This window comes from Bradyrhizobium sp. UFLA05-108 (genome assembly GCF_059803455.1).
In genome coordinates this window covers 18,967-34,062 of sequence record NZ_JBANAZ010000072.1, presented here as the reverse complement: position 1 = coordinate 34,062, position 15,096 = coordinate 18,967, and the positions used below count along the sequence as shown (strand labels likewise).

Annotated in this window: 15 protein-coding genes; 5 read left to right on the top strand and 10 right to left on the bottom strand. The window is 64.1% G+C overall.

Annotation, left to right across the window (positions count from 1 at the left end; genetic code table 11):
* Positions 1–302: 302 nt before the first annotated feature.
* Positions 303–893: a polyhydroxyalkanoate synthesis repressor PhaR gene (gene phaR, locus SO140_RS36895; protein ID WP_027524034.1), complete on the bottom strand. Its 591-nt coding sequence runs from the start codon at positions 891–893 to the stop codon at positions 303–305.
* 316 nt (positions 894–1,209) lie between these two features.
* Here phaR and SO140_RS36890 point away from each other — a divergent pair, with 316 nt between their 5' ends.
* From SO140_RS36890 to yddG, 3 genes are all read left to right on the top strand, one after another.
* Positions 1,210–2,388, top strand: coding sequence for an acetyl-CoA C-acetyltransferase (locus tag SO140_RS36890; RefSeq protein ID WP_449382668.1), 1,179 nt, complete (start codon positions 1,210–1,212; stop codon positions 2,386–2,388).
* A 215-nt stretch (positions 2,389–2,603) separates the two neighbouring features.
* Positions 2,604–3,329 carry an acetoacetyl-CoA reductase gene (gene phbB, locus SO140_RS36885; RefSeq protein ID WP_027524036.1) on the top strand — a complete coding sequence of 242 codons (726 nt, stop codon included), beginning with the start codon at positions 2,604–2,606 and terminating at the stop codon, positions 3,327–3,329.
* A 131-nt stretch (positions 3,330–3,460) separates the two neighbouring features.
* Positions 3,461–4,342, top strand: coding sequence for an aromatic amino acid exporter YddG (gene yddG / locus SO140_RS36880; RefSeq protein ID WP_449382667.1), 882 nt, complete (start codon positions 3,461–3,463; stop codon positions 4,340–4,342).
* Here yddG and SO140_RS36875 read toward each other — a convergent pair.
* The 3 genes from SO140_RS36875 to gloB form a co-directional block, all read right to left on the bottom strand.
* Positions 4,329–5,015, bottom strand: coding sequence for a flavin reductase family protein (locus SO140_RS36875; RefSeq protein WP_449382666.1), 687 nt, complete (start codon positions 5,013–5,015; stop codon positions 4,329–4,331). The two genes, yddG and SO140_RS36875, sit on opposite strands and share 14 nt — an antisense overlap.
* A gap of 73 nt (positions 5,016–5,088) precedes the next feature.
* Complete coding sequence (locus tag SO140_RS36870; protein WP_449382665.1) at positions 5,089–5,511, bottom strand: cupin domain-containing protein; 423 nt, start codon at positions 5,509–5,511, stop codon at positions 5,089–5,091.
* 10 nt (positions 5,512–5,521) lie between these two features.
* Positions 5,522–6,289 (bottom strand): hydroxyacylglutathione hydrolase, encoded by a 768-nt coding sequence (gloB, locus tag SO140_RS36865; protein ID WP_449382664.1) that lies wholly within the window; start codon positions 6,287–6,289, stop codon positions 5,522–5,524.
* A gap of 108 nt (positions 6,290–6,397) precedes the next feature.
* Here gloB and SO140_RS36860 point away from each other — a divergent pair, with 108 nt between their 5' ends.
* Positions 6,398–7,141: a class I SAM-dependent methyltransferase gene (locus SO140_RS36860; RefSeq protein WP_449382663.1), complete on the top strand. Its 744-nt coding sequence runs from the start codon at positions 6,398–6,400 to the stop codon at positions 7,139–7,141.
* 67 nt (positions 7,142–7,208) lie between these two features.
* Here SO140_RS36860 and SO140_RS36855 read toward each other — a convergent pair whose 3' ends face one another.
* Together SO140_RS36855 and prmC are read right to left on the bottom strand one after the other, a co-directional pair.
* The gene (locus SO140_RS36855) at positions 7,209–7,970 is read right to left on the bottom strand and encodes a DUF4167 domain-containing protein (protein WP_449382662.1); all 762 of its coding nucleotides are present in this window, start codon (positions 7,968–7,970) and stop codon (positions 7,209–7,211) included.
* Between the two features lie 483 nt (positions 7,971–8,453).
* Positions 8,454–9,338 carry a peptide chain release factor N(5)-glutamine methyltransferase gene (prmC, locus tag SO140_RS36850; RefSeq protein ID WP_449382661.1) on the bottom strand — a complete coding sequence of 295 codons (885 nt, stop codon included), beginning with the start codon at positions 9,336–9,338 and terminating at the stop codon, positions 8,454–8,456.
* A gap of 99 nt (positions 9,339–9,437) precedes the next feature.
* On the opposite strand from prmC, the gene SO140_RS36845 reads away from it, so the two are divergent.
* Positions 9,438–9,863, top strand: coding sequence for an HIT domain-containing protein (locus tag SO140_RS36845; protein ID WP_449382660.1), 426 nt, complete (start codon positions 9,438–9,440; stop codon positions 9,861–9,863).
* A 14-nt stretch (positions 9,864–9,877) separates the two neighbouring features.
* Here the strand turns inward: SO140_RS36845 and SO140_RS36840 are convergent, their stop codons facing one another.
* The 4 genes from SO140_RS36840 to SO140_RS36825 all read right to left on the bottom strand — a co-directional run bounded on the left by SO140_RS36840 (position 9,878) and on the right by SO140_RS36825 (position 14,786).
* Entirely contained in the window at positions 9,878–10,576 is a 699-nt protein-coding gene (locus tag SO140_RS36840) for an ABC transporter ATP-binding protein (RefSeq protein ID WP_449382659.1), read from the bottom strand.
* A complete protein-coding gene (locus SO140_RS36835) occupies positions 10,573–12,447 on the bottom strand; it encodes a branched-chain amino acid ABC transporter ATP-binding protein/permease (protein WP_449382658.1) in 1,875 nt (624 codons plus the stop codon). Before SO140_RS36835 ends, SO140_RS36840 begins: the two co-directional genes overlap by 4 nt.
* Before the next feature lie 11 nt (positions 12,448–12,458).
* Positions 12,459–13,334 (bottom strand): branched-chain amino acid ABC transporter permease, encoded by an 876-nt coding sequence (locus tag SO140_RS36830; protein ID WP_449382657.1) that lies wholly within the window; start codon positions 13,332–13,334, stop codon positions 12,459–12,461.
* A gap of 105 nt (positions 13,335–13,439) precedes the next feature.
* Complete coding sequence (locus SO140_RS36825) at positions 13,440–14,786, bottom strand: substrate-binding protein (RefSeq protein ID WP_449382656.1); 1,347 nt, start codon at positions 14,784–14,786, stop codon at positions 13,440–13,442.
* Positions 14,787–15,096: the final 310 nt, after the last annotated feature.

Sequence of the window (15,096 nt, the reverse complement as noted above, 5' to 3'; positions counted from 1 at the left end):
GTGGGATGAGCGGCGCGATTGCCTGCACTCTTGATGACGAGATCGAGGCACGCGCGTGCCCTACTCTCGGTGTCATCGTCCGACTTGATCGGGCGATCCAGTACTCCGAGACGTTCGTTATGAAACGATAAGCCGCGGCGTACTGGATTCCCCGCCTTCGCGGGGAATGACGGCGGTGGAAAGGGAGGCGTGGCTCGCGCACTGGCCGGGAGTATGGCTTTCGCCAGGACGACCTCGGGGCGGTGTCAGTGCAGCGGTGGACAGCGTGCTCGTTGCGCCCGGGACACGCGCGACAGAGGAGCCTACTCCTCCTTTTTCGACATCCGCTCGAGGCGCTCCTGCATGTCCTTCATCTGCTGACGCAGCTCGTCGATGTTGTCGCTCTTCGGCGCCTCGCCGTTGGCTTCGGGCTCAGGCTCCGGCGTGGCGGAGCGCTGTGGGGTCGCGAACGGCTTGAACATCGAGAAGGTCTGCTGGAACAGCTCCATGTTGCGGCGGACCTGCTCCTCCAGCGGCGCAAAGGGTGTGCCGGACAGGGTGTTGGCGAGTTGCTTGCGGAATTTCTCCTGCTCCTGGGTCAGCGTCGCGAGCGACTGCTCCAGATATTTCGGCACCACCATCTGCATGCTGTCGCCGTAGAAGCGGATCAGCTGGCGCAGGAAGGTGGTGGGCAGGAGGTTCTGGCCGGCCTTGTTCTCCTGCTCGAAGATGATCTGGGCGAGTACCGAGCGGGTGATGTCGTCGCCGGTCTTGGCGTCATAAACCAAGAAATCCTCGCCTTCCTTCACCATGGCCGCGAGGTCTTCCAGCGTCACATAGGTGCTCGTTCCGGTGTTATAGAGCCGGCGGTTAGCGTATTTTTTGATTGTGGTGGGTTGGTCTGATTTCGCCATGGGCTCTCACTTGCAAACGCTGAGAACGGGAACCCGGCGGGCTATGCCGCAGGGCGGGAAGAGTACGCAACGCAACAAAATAAGCATTTTCAAAGGGCTCACGCTACCGTTTTGTGCGCCACGGTTAATTGCAGAGCAAAAACTTGCTTGCGAAATCGACAGATGCGCTATTCTGAGTGCGCTGCGGTATGAATCTGCCCCTCGGCCGATTGACATGCCGCAACGACATTAACAGGATGCTGGGTGAGACTGGCGAGCCTTTTCTGATCGCCTGCCTGCCCCCATTTCAAAGAACCTCAAGCCCCAGGAGATGCCCATGTCAGACGATGTCGTCATCGTCAGCGCCGCCCGCACCGCGGTCGGAAGCTTCAACGGAGCCTTCGCGACCCTTCCCGCCCACGACCTCGGCGCCATTGCCATCAAGGCAGCGCTGGAGCGCGGTGGCATCGAGCCCGGCAGGGTCTCCGAGGTCATCATGGGCCAGATTCTGACCGCTGGACAGGGCCAGAACCCGGCCCGCCAGGCCTCGATCGCGGCCGGCATCCCCGTGGATAGCCCGGCCTGGGGCGTCAACCAACTCTGCGGTTCGGGTCTGCGCTCGGTCGCGCTCGGCTATCAGGCGCTGGTCAACGGCGATTCCGACATCGTGGTCGCCGGTGGGCAGGAGTCCATGAGCATGGCCCAGCACGCCCAGCACCTGCGCGGTGGCGTCAAGATGGGTGCCCTCGAATTCGTTGACACCATGATCAAGGACGGCCTGTGGGATGCCTTCAACGGCTACCACATGGGCAACACCGCCGAGAACGTGGCCAAGCAATTTCAGATCACCCGCGCCCAGCAGGACGAGTTCGCGGTCGCTTCGCAGAACAAGGCGGAGGCTGCGCAGAAGGCCGGCAAGTTCAAGGACGAAATCGTTCCGGTCACCATCAAGACCCGCAAGGGCGACGTGGTGGTCGATACCGACGAATATCCGCGCCATGGCGCAACCCTCGATGCGATGGGCAAGCTGCGGCCGGCCTTCGAGAAGGACGGCACGGTGACGGCCGGCAACGCATCCGGCATCAATGACGGCGCCGCTGCCGTCGTGCTGATGACCGCGAAGCAGGCGGCCAAGGAAGGCAAGAAGCCGATCGCCCGGATCGTCTCCTGGGCGCATGCCGGCGTCGATCCGAAGATCATGGGCACCGGCCCGATCCCGGCCTCGCGTTTGGCGCTGAAGAAGGCCGGCTGGAACGTCGGCGATCTCGATCTGATCGAGGCCAACGAAGCCTTCGCGGCGCAGGCCTGCGCCGTCAACAAGGACCTCGGCTGGGATACCTCGAAGGTCAACGTCAACGGCGGCGCGATCGCGATCGGTCACCCGATCGGTGCCTCCGGCGCACGCGTGCTGGTGACGCTGCTGCACGAGATGCAGAAGCGCGATTCGAAGAAGGGCCTCGCCACGCTGTGCATCGGCGGCGGCATGGGCATCGCGATGTGCATTGCTCGCGATTAAAATGTAACGCGTGCGTTGCACGCGACTAAAAAGGCGGCGGTTGCAACTCAAATATTCTTCGCAACCGCGTAAGCCTCGACTAAAGACATGCGCCCGGCTCACCGCCGGGCGTTTTGTTCTTGATGTCCGTCAATCCACCCGCATAATCCGTCAGTAAAAACGATCACTCAAATCTCTAGAAGCGCCCAAGGAAACGTCGAGGGAAGGAATACAATATGGCACGTGTTGCATTGGTCACGGGTGGTACGCGCGGCATCGGTGCTGCGATCAGCAAGGCGCTGAAGGCGGCCGGCTACAAGGTCGCGGCGAGCTATGCCGGCAATGACGCGGCGGCGGAGAAGTTCAAGGCCGAGACCGGGATCAACGTCTACAAATGGGACGTCAGTTCCTTCGACGGCTGCGCCGAGGGCGTGAAGAAGGTCGAAGCCGAGGTCGGCCCGGTCGACGTGCTCGTCAACAATGCCGGCATCACCAAGGACGGCGCGTTCCACAAGATGAGCGTCGAGCAATGGAACGCCGTGATCGGCACCAATCTCGGCTCGCTGTTCAACATGTCGCGCCAGGTGATCGAGGGCATGCGCGCGCGCAAGTTCGGCCGCATCATCAACATCTCCTCGATCAACGGCCAGAAGGGCCAGTTCGGCCAGGTGAACTATTCCGCCGCAAAGGCCGGCGAGATCGGCTTCACCAAGGCGCTCGCGCTGGAGAACGCCAAGGGCGGCGTCACCGTGAATGCGATCTGCCCGGGCTACATCAACACCGAGATGGTGCAGGCGGTGCCGAAGGACGTGCTGGAGAAGGCAATCCTGCCGCTGATCCCGATCGGCCGTCTTGGCGAGCCCGAGGAGATCGCCCGCGCGGTGGTGTTCCTCGCAGCCGATGAGGCCGGCGCCATCACCGGCTCGACACTGTCGGTCAATGGCGGCCAGTACATGGTGTGATGCGTAAGCATCACGCCCCATCATATCGGTGACATCGTGATGCCCGGGCTTGTCCCGGGCATCCACCCATGCACTGTCATTCCGGGTCTGGCGCTGTCGCGCCATCCCGGAATGACGAGGTATCCTCTCTGATGACTCCCCGCTCCGCGACGCTGATCGGATTGACCGCAATCCTGATGTGGTCCCTGCTCGCGGTGATGACGGTCGCGACCGGCAAGATCCCCGCGTTCCAGCTCGCAGCGATGACGTTCGCGATCGCCGGTGTCGTCGGTCTCCTGACCTGGATCGGCCGCAGTGGAGTGGCAGCGAGCCTACGCCAGCCGCCCGTCGTGTGGGCCGTCGGCGTTGGCGGCCTGTTCGGCTATCACGCGCTCTATTTTCTCGCGCTGCGATTCGCGCCGCCGGCCGAAGCGGGTCTGCTCAATTATCTCTGGCCGCTGCTGATCGTGCTGTTCTCGTCGTTCCTGCCGGGCGAGCGTCTCGCCGTGCATCACGTCGTCGGTGCCGTGCTCGGCCTCGTCGGCACCGTGCTGCTGTTCGCCGGTAACTCGTCTGGCTTTGCGCAAGGCCAGTTGCCGGGGCTGATCGCCGCCTTCATCGCGGCGTTCGTCTGGGCCAGCTATTCGGTGCTCTCGCGCCGACTGAAAGCCGTGCCGACCGATGCGGTCGCCGGCTTCTGCCTTGCCACTGCGCTGCTTGCCGCACTGATGCATGCTGCGCTCGAAACCACGCTGTGGCCCGAGACCACACTGCAATGGCTCTCGGTGTTTGCGCTCGGAATCGGTCCAGTCGGCGCCGCGTTCTACGCCTGGGACATCGGCATGAAGCGCGGCGACATCCGCGTGCTCGGCGCCGCGTCCTACGCGACGCCGCTGCTCTCGACCGCGTTCCTCATCGCGGCCGGCTTTGCGAAGGCCAGCGCCAGCATCGCCATCGCCGCGGTCCTGATCGCCGGTGGCGGCCTGATCGCGGCGAAGGACCTGCTGTTGTGGAAGCCGATCAGGCCGCGCTAGGCCGCCAGCCCTGCGGCCGGTACATCGCTTCCGGAATCTGTCCGAGCTCGGAGCGCTGCAATCGCTCAGACGTCAGGCCATAAAACTGCTGGAAGCTCATGATCAGCGGCCGCCATTTGTCGGGATCGATGCGGTTATTCTCGCCCTCCATCATGATGGAAGGATACGCATGCACGCGCGTGATGCGCACCTCGATGGCGGTCAAATGGCCGCGAAAGATCTCGTCGTCCTGCGCCATGTCGTGGACGTGCGCGAGCTTCGCCTCCATCTGCACCGGACATTCCGCGGCGCGCGGTGCGCCGACTGTCTCCGCCGCCAACGCGGTCAATCCGCTGACACCGAACTTGTCGCGCACGCAGCGGTAGCCGCGCCAGGCCTTGGCCGGCGGCACCGGATCGGAGCCGGTGGTCCGCGCCAGACGATCGACGGCGCCGACGAGATCGGCGGACGGCAGATTGAGCACGCACTCCCCGGTGCGAAGCATGTTGGTGGTGGTCTGCGATTCCCGCGCGAGCCCGAGCATGCAGCGCCAGCCCACCCACCAGGCCGAGGACATCGGCGCGAGATTGTAGGACCCGTCCGGATTGGTCGTGCCGATCAGGACGACCGGCGTTCCGAAATAGAGAATGGCCGGCTCGATGTGAATGTGCGAAGTGTCGAAAGTGCCGTGCATCGGTCGCTCCTGTTGTGAGGAGCGGCGTGATAGGGCGCGCGACCGGCAGTTCCCACCCGATTCCCGATCGCCTCTATGGCTCCCAGCCCTTCGGCGCGAGCTCGAACTTTGCGAACTCGAACGCGGGCGCCACTGTGCAGCCGACCAGAGTCCATTCGCCCGATGTCTCGGCCATCTGCCAGGCCTGCGCCGGCACGATCGCCTGCGGCCGCTCGCCGCCCAAGAGGTCCGTGCCGAGACGCACCTCGTGCTGCGTGCAGCCTTCATGTGCGATGCGCAGCGTCAACGGGCTTCCGGCATAGTAGTGCCAGGTCTCGACCGCATCGATTCGATGCCAGTGCGAGCGCTCGCCGCGTGCGAGCAGGAAATAGATCAGGGTTGAGCGCGACCGCCCGTTGGTGTCAGTGCTCTGATCGCGAAACGTCTCGCGGTAGTGTCCGCCTTCGGGATGGGGTCGCAGTTCAAGGCGCGCGATGATCTCGGCAGCGGTCGACATTACTCCCCCGTCAGGACTTGTTCTTGCGTTCGCGCAACTCGCCGAACACGATGGCGCCATCAGCGCCCTTCATGTGTAGCTTGGCTGCAACCGCGGGGTCATCGGCGCGCAGGAACACATTTGCTCGCTTCTCATCACCAAGCAGTGAGGGGATGGTGGGCTTGTTCTCGGCGCGGAGTTTTGCAACTTCCGCCGCGCGGGCCTGGAGTGCCGGATTGTCGGGCTCGATAGTGAGTGCGAACTTGACGTTGGAGGCGGTGTATTCGTGGCCGCAATAGAGCTTGAAGTCGTCGGGCAGCGCCCGCAGCTTCAGGAGCGAATCCCACATCATCGGGTAGTTGCCCTCGAACACGCGCCCGCAGCCGATCGAGAACAGCGTGTCGGCGGCGAACACCGTCTTCTCCGCGTCGAACACGTAGGAAATATGGTCGAGTGTATGACCGGGCGTTTCCAGCACGCGCGCAAGCAGGCTGCCGACCTTGATGACGTCGGCATTGACGACACGCAAATCGACATTGGCGATTTTCGTCGTCTTGTCATGCGGCGCGACGACGCGGCAATTATATTTCTGCTTCAGCTCAGCGACGCCGCCGACATGGTCGCCATGGTGATGGGTGATCAGGATGTCGGTGAGCGTCCAACCCTCGCGCTCCAGCGCCTTCAGGATCGGCCCGGCTTCCGGCGCGTCGATCGAGGCGGTTGCCTTGGTTTCCGTATCGTGGATCAGATAACCGAAATTGTCGTTTAAACAGGTGAAAGTACGAATTTCGGCGGCCATGATATCTCCATCGCGCTCAGCCCCGGCAAACAGATATGGCGTTAACGTTGCGCAGGCAATGCAATATTCCGCGCGCCCAGGCCGCCGGGCACATGTTACATTGCGCTCATGAGCATCGATGTCATTGATCTGCGTGACTTCTATTCGCGCCGCCTCGGGATCGTGGCGCGGCAATTGATCAATCGCGCGATCAGGGAACGCTGGCCGAAGGCGGAGGGGCAGCGAGTCCTCGGTATCGGCTATCCCACCCCCTATCTCGGCCTGTTCCGCGAGGACGCCGAGCGCTGCATCGCCTTCATGCCGGCGGCCCAGGGCGTCTTGAAATGGCCGACGGGGCGGCCCGCGCTGGCCTCTCTGGTCGATGAGTTCTCGCTGCCGTTGCAGGATGCCGCGGTCGACCGCATCCTGCTCGTCCATGCGCTCGAGATCTGCGACGACCCGGCGGCGCTGCTGCGCGAGGTGTGGCGGGTGCTGGCGCCATCGGGCCGCGTCATTGCGATTATCCCGAACCGGCGCGGGGTGTGGACGCGCACCGAGAACACGCCGTTCGGCCATGGTCGGCCGTATTCGCGCGCACAGATCACCGACCTGTTGCGCCAGACCTGGTTCACCCCGACCGCCTGGGGCGAGGCGTTGTTCATGCCGCCCTATGCCGGCGGCTGGCTGTTGAAGTCGGCGCTGATGTGGGAGCGCGCGGGCGCCTCGCTGTCGTTGCCGTTCGCCGGCGTGCACATCGTGGAAGCGACCAAGCAGGTCTATCGCGTGATCCCGGCGAAGCGGGAACGCGCGCGGCTGATCCCCTCGCTCAAGCCCGTGCTGGTGCCGTCCTCGACGACGGTGACGCGGAGCTGACGGCAGAACGCCCCGGCGAGCCGGGGCGTTCTTCATGTCGGATAAATCGAAGCGGGCTTTTGCGGCTTTATTCGCCGGGAGCGAGATCGTCGCTCGAGGCGGCCGGTGCTGCCTCGCGTTCGGGGCGCGGGCCATGCGGCCGGCGGCGCCGCCGCGGATAGCGCTCACCGCCACCGCCGCCGCCTTCGAAGCCGCCGCCCTGGCCGCCATTGACCTGCGGTTGTGCGCCGGTGATGAAGGAGGGCAGGCGATCGACGCTGCCGGCATCCGCAATCACCGGCTGCGGCTGGTTCTGCGGTTGCGGCTGGGGCTGATATTGCGGCTGCGGACGGTGGTCGCGCTCGCGATGCTCGCGCGGCTGCTGCTGGTCGCGCTGATAAGGCTGGCCCTCGCCACGCTGGTGATCACGCTGATGGTCGCGCTCGCGGGTATAGGGCTGCTGCTGCTGCTGGGGCTGCGGGACGAAGCCGGGCTCCTGGCCGAAATTGGAGAAGGTCTCGCCATCGTCATCGCTGTCGTCGCTGACGACGACCTCTTCACCGCCGCGCGGCTGCTGCTGGTTCTGGCGGAATTGCTCCTGAGCTGCGGCAATCAGGCGGAAATAATGTTCGGCGTGCTGATAGTAGTTCTCGGCTGCCACGGGGTCTCCAGAGGAGCGCGCGTCGCGCGCGAGCTGGAGATATTTCTCGGCGATGTGCGAGGCGGTACCGCGGATCTTGATGTCGGGTCCGTTGGACTCGTAAACCCGGGTCATCGGGTTCTGGCCGCGCCGGTTATTGTTGTTGTTATTCCGGTTGCGCATCCGCTGCTTGTTCTGACCGTTTCTCATGTCCTGCCTTTAATTCCAGCCCTTGAAAAGTTCGTACGCGTTACTGCTGTTGAGAGTGACCTAAATTGCTGCGGCGCAGGTTTGGCACGCGCGCCGCGCGCGGCTCGAATCCCTGCCCACGTCCCGACCAAGGTTCCTGCCGATGTCGTTGACCATCGCGTTCAACAAAGACGCGTTCCCACCCGCCGACGCCCATCGCCGGCGAACCCATTCATTCTGCCTGCCGAAACAAGCCCTGGTTTCTTGCGTAAATCTTCAAGCGCAATATCAGGCTTTCGTTCACTTTGCGGTCGGAAAGCAGCGCAGCTCCACGGGCCATCGCGCTTAACAGGACCTGCGGCTTGGAACCTTCAATCCAGTGCAGCTCTCGCCTTGAGAGCCCGGCTTTCGCCCGTAGGTCTACGGGGCCGGCACCGATGTTTGACCGGAACGTAGTCGTTCCCACGGGATATTCCAAGAGGTTTTTGTAGTCCAATCGGGCTTTTATGGGGGCATTTTTCGGGCCGACACGGCCCTTAAGATGCCCGCCAGATCAGCCTTGGGTGGCCTCTCCACTCCTAACGCCGCAGCTGCCATCAAGGTTTCAATGCCGCGAGCCTGACCTTGTCCGGCCTCCACCACCAGCGCTCCGCCCGGGGCCAGAAGCTGAGCGGCCTGCGGTATCAGGGCGCGGTAGGCGTCGAAGCCGTCATTGCCGCCGTCGAGCGCGAGGCGCGGATCAAAGTCGCGGACCTCGACGCTCAAATTGGCGATGTCGCCCGAGGGAACGTAGGGCGGGTTCGACACGATCAGGTCGAAGGGACCCGCGAGCGCAGCCGCGTAGTAGCAGGCGACGAAGGCGGAACGGTCGGCGAGGCCAAGTGCTGCGGCGTTACTCTTTGCGGTGCCGAGCGCGGTCAGGCTGACATCGGTGCCGACACCGAACGCATCCGGAATCTCATGCAGCAGCGCAAGCAGGATCGCGCCCGAGCCCACGCCGATATCGGCGATCCGTGGCGGCCTTCCGGATACCGGACCTTCGCGAAAAATCTCCAGCGCCAGCTCGACGACGGTCTCGGTGTCCGGCCGTGGCACCAGCGTTGCGTCCGAGAGCTGAAAGGTGAGGCCCCAAAATTCCTTGGCCCCGAGAATGCGCGCGACCGGTTCACCGACGAGGCGCCGCTGCGCGTATCGTTCGAGCTGCGAGGCCTCGGTCGCCGTGAGCGGCCGGTCTGCCTGCGTGATCAGCCCGGTCAGATCGAGGTCCAGCACAGCTCCGACGAGCAGACGCGCCTCGATCTCGGCCTCGCCGATGGCGGCCGATCTCAGCCGCGCCGCCAGGATGCGCCGCGTACTCTCGATGCTGCTTCCGGGAACGAAATCTGTCACCGCTGGACCATCCTGCCTCGCCACGTGGATAGGACGATGGCCATGCTTGCGTCAACGGAAGCGGTCGCGTTTGATCGGCGAAAATGCACGGTGACAGCCATGACGACCTATGACGTTCAGAATGTCTTCGCAAAGATTTTGCGCGACGAAATCCCCTGCCTCAAGGTCTACGAGAACGACCATGTGCTGGCCTTTCTCGACATCATGCCGCGCTCGCCCGGCCATACCCTGGTGATCCCCAAGGCGCCCGCGCGCGGCATCCTGGACATCGCCGAGGACGATCTCGCCGAGGTGGCACGTGCGGCCAAGCGGATCGCGATTGCGGCGATGAAGGCGTTCGGCGCCGAGGGCATCATCATCCAGCAATTCAGCGAGCCCGCGAGCGGGCAGGTGGTCATGCATCTGCACGTGCACGTCATGCCGGTCAGGGCAGGCGTCGAATTGCTGCCGCCGCAGACGCGACAGGAGGATGCCGCGGTGCTCGCCGAGCACGCCAGGCGGCTGATCGCCGCGCTCGGCGCTTGATCCGGCGCGGCGGATCAGACGCCGAGCCAGCGTTGCAGGAGCTGCGGCTGCGCCTTCAGCTCCTGCGCCGGGCCCTCGTGCACGATATGACCGTTGTTGATGATGTAGATGCGTTTGGCGAGCGCCAGCGTCGCCGCAAGATTCTGCTCGACCAGCACGATGGTCTGACCGGCCGCGGCGAGATCGCCGCATGCCTTGACGAGATCGCGGACGATCACGGGAGCGAGTCCTTCGAACGGTTCGTCCAGCAGGATGATCTTGGGATCGCGCACCAGCGCGCGTGCGATCGCCAGCATCTGCTGCTCGCCGCCAGAGAGCTCGTTGCCGCGATTGCCGCGCCGCTCCTTCAGCCGCGGAAACATCTCGTAGATGCGATCGAGCGGCCAGCGCTTTTCCGCGGTGAAGCCGGCAATGATGATATTCTCCTCGACGCTGAGGCTGCCGAAGATGCGGCGTTCCTCGTGGACGAGCTGCATGCCGGCCCGCGCGATCCTGTGGCTGCGGCGTCCGGCGATGTCGGTGCCGTCGAAGATCACGGTGCCGCTGCGCGGCCTCACCACGCCCATCAGGCTCTTCAACGTGGTGCTCTTGCCGGCGCCGTTGCGGCCGAGCAGCGCGACCACCTCGTGCCGCTCGACGCGCATGGCGACGTCGAACAGGATGTGGGAGTCTCCGTAATAGCTGTTCAGGCCGTTGACCTCGATCAGGCTCATGCAGCGATCTCTCCATGCACGCCGCCGAGATAGGCCTCCTGCACGGCGGCGTTGGTCCTGATTTCCTCCGGCGTGCCCTCGAGCAGCACGCGGCCCTCCTGCAGCACGGTGACCCGCTCGACCAGCTCGAACAGCGAATCCATGTCGTGGTCGATGATGATCATGGTGCGGTCGCGCGCGATCGCCTTGAGCAGACGGACGGTCTCGACCCTCTCGCGCGGGCTCATGCCCGCGAGTGGCTCGTCGAGCAGCAGCAGGCGGGGCGAGGTGGCGAGCGCCAGCCCGATCTCCAGCCGTCGCTTCTCGCCATAGGCGAGCTCGGCGACCGGAGTGTCGGCCCGCGCGGCCAGATTGACCAGCTGAAGCGTATGCTCCACCTGCTCGGTCAGCCCCCTCACGCTCGAAACCTTGCGGAACAGGTCGAGCCGGAATCTTCCGCGGAGCTTGGCAAGCGCCGCGATGGTCAGGTTCTGCCGCGCCGTCAGGCCAGCGAAGAGCTGGTTGACCTGATAGCTCTTGGTCAGCCCGAGCTGGCAGACGTCGGTGATGCGCTGTCCCGTGATGTCACGGCCCTCGAACACGATGCGGCCCGAGGTCGGCGCGATCTCGCAGGTCAGCATCTTGAAGAAGGTCGACTTGCCGGCGCCGTTAGGACCGATGATGCCGCGCAGCTCGCCGTGATTGACGCTGAAGTCGATGTCGCTGTTGGCGACGAGGCCGCCATAGCGTTTGGTCAGGCCCGTGGCTTGAAGGATTGGACCCTGGCGGTGGTCGTATCTGGCGCCTGCCGGTGCAGCAACGAGCGGCGCTCGTTCCGCCATTTCGGCCTCCGCGGCCCGCCAGTCTGCTTCGACGGGCGCTTCCTCCGCCGGAGCCGTGGCCCGCTCGCCCGTGACGAGGCCGTAGAGATCGATGAGGCCACCGACGATACCGCCGCGCAGGAAACAGACCAAAGCCACGAAGACGACGCCCAGCACGAGCTTCCAGGCGGCACCTAACCCCATCGCGGCCTGCAGGAAATCCTGGAGGAACAGCCAGACGGCGGCGCCGACCAGCGGTCCGAACAGCGTGCCGCGGCCGCCGATCGCGGTCTGCATCACGAGCTGGCCGGAGGTGTCGAACGTAAAGGCGTCAGGCGGCATGAAGGCTTGCAGCACGCCGAGCAGCCCGCCGGCAAAGCCGGCATAGGCTGCGGCAATCACGAAGGCGGTCAGCTTGTAGCCGTGGATGTTGTGGCCGACCGCGGTGGCACGCAGCGGATTGTCGCGGATCGCGCTGAAGATCGCGCCGACCGGCGAGCGCACGATCCTGAGCGCGATCACGATGCCGATGAAGTAGCAGAGGGCGATGAACTGATAGAGCGACCAGCCATTGGTGAAGTGCAGCGTGACGAAGCCGAGATCGAAGCTAGGTGTCGGCACGCCCGGCAGGCCGTTCTCGCCGCCGGTGAAGTCGGCCAGCGGATTGAACTCGACGAAGAAGAACACTTCCGCGATCGCCACCGTGATCATGGCGAAGTAGATGCCGGTGCGGCGTAGCGCAATCAATCCGATCAGGTAGCCGGTCGCAGCCGCGGCGATCATGCCGATGATCAGCGCGCCCAGCACGTTGCCGAAGCCGGCGCGTGTCAGAAGCCAGGCGGCGACGAAGCCGCCGGTGCCGTAGAAGGCGGACTGGCCGAACGACAGCAGCCCGGTGAAGCCGAACAGGATGTCGAAGCCGAGGCCGAACAGGCCCCAGACCAGGATCCGGTTCACCGTGTTCGGCGCAAAGCCAAGATGGGGCAGCACGACCGGCGCGACGATCAGGCCGACCGCCGTCAGGATCTCGATCAGATAGGGAAGCTGCCGGGACTTCGCTTGCTTGGGCATCAGAGCATTACTCATTCGCGCCCCTGCACGCCGAGCAAGCCATGCGGTCGCACCACGAGCACGAGCGTCATCGCAGCAAACAGCATCACATAGGCATAGCCGGGGTTGAACATGGAGGTGACGCTGATGATCTCGCCGGCGATCAGGCCGCCCAGAATAGCGCCCGGAAACGAGCCGACGCCGCCGATCACCACCACCACGAAGGTCTCGACCAAAATGTCGTCGCCGACGCCCGGTGTCAGCGACACCACCGGCGCGTTGATGATGCCGGCAAATCCGGCGGCCATCGCGCCGATGCCGAACACGACCATGAAGACGCGGTAGACGTCGATGCCGAGCGAATCCACCATCACGGAATCCTCGATGCCGGCGCGCACGATCATGCCGAGCCGGGTCCGGTAGAGCACCAGGAACAGCGCGCCGAGCGCGATCGCGACGATGCCGACCACGGCGAGGCGATAGGTCGGATAGAACATGAAGCCGAGATTGGTGATGCCCTGGAACAACGGTGGGGGCGGGACGATCTGCGACTGGCTGGAAAAGATCAGCCGCACGATCTCGACGAAGCAGATGCCGAGGCCAAAGGTGACGAGAAGCTGGTCTTCATGCGGTCGCTGGTAGAAATGCCGGATGATCACCCGTTCCATCGCGACCCCGAGCAGCATCACGAACAGCGAACCGGCGATGACGGCGATGACGAACGAGTGGGTGTACTCAAAGGCGACGAAGCCGGCGTAGCCGCCGATCATGAACATCGCGCCATGCGCGAGGTTCAACACGCCGAGCGTGCCGTAGATGATGGTGAGGCCTGAGCTGATCAGCGCGAGCAGCGCGCCGAGCGCGAGCCCGTTGAAGAGCTGGGAGATGAGATTGGGCCAACTGATCATGAATGCGTCTTGATTCCGTGTCATGCGGACCGACGCGCCGATCCGCAAAAGGCTGACGCCGCAGGCGTGGCAACTGCCTGCGGCGTCACAGGGGTCAACCCAGGCTCACGAGTATTCGCCGAGATGGCAGCCGAACGCGTCCGGCTTCTGCATCAGCCCGTCGCCGGGGACGATCTCGACGACGTCGTAGTAGTCCTCCTTGTTCTTCATGTCCTTTTCCATCTTGCCCTTGACGATGATGACAGGACGGACGCACTGATGGTCTTCGGCGCGGTAGTGGACGTCACCGACGAAGGAGGGGATGGTCTCGCCCTTCTCATAGGCCTTGATGACATCAGGCGGATAGAAGCTGCCAGCCTCCTCGCACATGCGGGCCCAGTGCGCGAAGCTGATATACGCATTCTCCGCGCCCCATTCCGGCTTGTAGCCGTACTTCGCCGCGAAGGCGTCGTTGAACATCTTGGCAAGCGGGAACTTGTCCTCGATCGTCCACCAATAGTCGGTCGCGGCGTAGACGCCCTGCATCAGGCCGCCAGTCTCGCGCGCAATGAACGGCACCTGGTAGGGAATCACGAGCTTCATCCTGTCGAGCACGCCGAACTGCTTGGCTTGCTGGGTCGAGAGCACGGCATCGTGCCCCCAGTTGACGTTGATGAGCACGTCGGCGCCGGAGTTCGCGACGTTGAGCAGATATGAGGAATAGTCTGGCGCGCCGAGCGGCGCGACCTGGTTCGTGGCGGTCGTCCATCCCGCGCTTGCCAGGAAATCCTGCATCGACTTGGTCACGGTGTGCCCGTAGGTGTAGTCGGGCGTGAGGTAGGCCGCCTTCTTGTTCTTGCCGAAGGCTTTGACCATCACCGGGCCGATCGCGGCGGCCGCCGTCTGGCCGAAGAAATCCTGGCGGAAGCCGTAGCGGACGCAATCCTTGCCGGTGGTGTCGTTCGAGCCGGAGATGCCGCACACGAAGATCACCTTCTCGCGCTGGGCGAGCTTGTTCAGTGCGACCGCAACCGCGCTCGACGTGCCGCCGGTGATCATGATCGCCTTGTTCTCGCTGATGAAGCGCTGTTGCGCTTGCACCGCTTCGTTCGGCTTCGCTGCGGAATCCGCGACGCCGAATTTCAGCTCCTTGCCCAGCACGCCCTTGCTGGTCTTGGGCGAGATCTTCTTGATCAGATCATGCCCGCTATTGATGTGCTCGATCGCGAGCTGGTAGCCCTTCAATTCGTCCTCGCCCTGCACCGCATAGGTGCCGGTGCGCGGCACGGAGATGCCGATGAAGACAGAGGAACCCGAGGCGCCCGCCGGATAGGTGCCGAGCGCCGGCTTGTCCTCGGCGAGTGCGGGCATCGCCGGCAGCAGCGAGCCGCCGATGATGCCGGCGCTGCCTTGCAGCAAGCGTCGGCGCGAGAGTCTGGAATGCAGGCCGCGGCTGATGAAGCTGTCCGTCATGATCAAGTTCCTCCCGAGCATGGTTTGTTTGGGGCGTGACCGTTTGCCGCGCTCATCCGGTCCGACCGGCCGAGCGCGTCGTGTCACATCCCCGTGTAGCTCTTGCCGCAAGCATTGCTTGTGATGGCCCGCTGTCAATTTCGCCTTTCGTAGGACGACGAAAATTGTCTCGCAAAAACATATCGTATAACGATATATATTAGTCTTTATGAGTACGTGCTTCTGGGTTCGGCAGGCGAGATGACGCGGCAAACGAGAACGGCGAGGGCCAGGAAGCGGCGATCCTGGCCGCGGGAGTCGGGCCGGACTG

Coding starts and splice junctions, on each gene's coding strand:
- phaR (WP_027524034.1), bottom strand. CDS start 893: ATGGCGAAATCAGACCAACCCACCACAATCAAAAAATACGCTAACCGC.
- SO140_RS36890 (WP_449382668.1), top strand. CDS start 1,210: ATGTCAGACGATGTCGTCATCGTCAGCGCCGCCCGCACCGCGGTCGGA.
- phbB (WP_027524036.1), top strand. CDS start 2,604: ATGGCACGTGTTGCATTGGTCACGGGTGGTACGCGCGGCATCGGTGCT.
- yddG (WP_449382667.1), top strand. CDS start 3,461: ATGACTCCCCGCTCCGCGACGCTGATCGGATTGACCGCAATCCTGATG.
- SO140_RS36875 (WP_449382666.1), bottom strand. CDS start 5,015: ATGCACGGCACTTTCGACACTTCGCACATTCACATCGAGCCGGCCATT.
- SO140_RS36870 (WP_449382665.1), bottom strand. CDS start 5,511: ATGTCGACCGCTGCCGAGATCATCGCGCGCCTTGAACTGCGACCCCAT.
- gloB (WP_449382664.1), bottom strand. CDS start 6,289: ATGGCCGCCGAAATTCGTACTTTCACCTGTTTAAACGACAATTTCGGT.
- SO140_RS36860 (WP_449382663.1), top strand. CDS start 6,398: ATGAGCATCGATGTCATTGATCTGCGTGACTTCTATTCGCGCCGCCTC.
- SO140_RS36855 (WP_449382662.1), bottom strand. CDS start 7,970: ATGAGAAACGGTCAGAACAAGCAGCGGATGCGCAACCGGAATAACAAC.
- SO140_RS36845 (WP_449382660.1), top strand. CDS start 9,438: ATGACGACCTATGACGTTCAGAATGTCTTCGCAAAGATTTTGCGCGAC.
- SO140_RS36840 (WP_449382659.1), bottom strand. CDS start 10,576: ATGAGCCTGATCGAGGTCAACGGCCTGAACAGCTATTACGGAGACTCC.
- SO140_RS36835 (WP_449382658.1), bottom strand. CDS start 12,447: ATGCCCAAGCAAGCGAAGTCCCGGCAGCTTCCCTATCTGATCGAGATC.
- SO140_RS36830 (WP_449382657.1), bottom strand. CDS start 13,334: ATGATCAGTTGGCCCAATCTCATCTCCCAGCTCTTCAACGGGCTCGCG.
- SO140_RS36825 (WP_449382656.1), bottom strand. CDS start 14,786: ATGACGGACAGCTTCATCAGCCGCGGCCTGCATTCCAGACTCTCGCGC.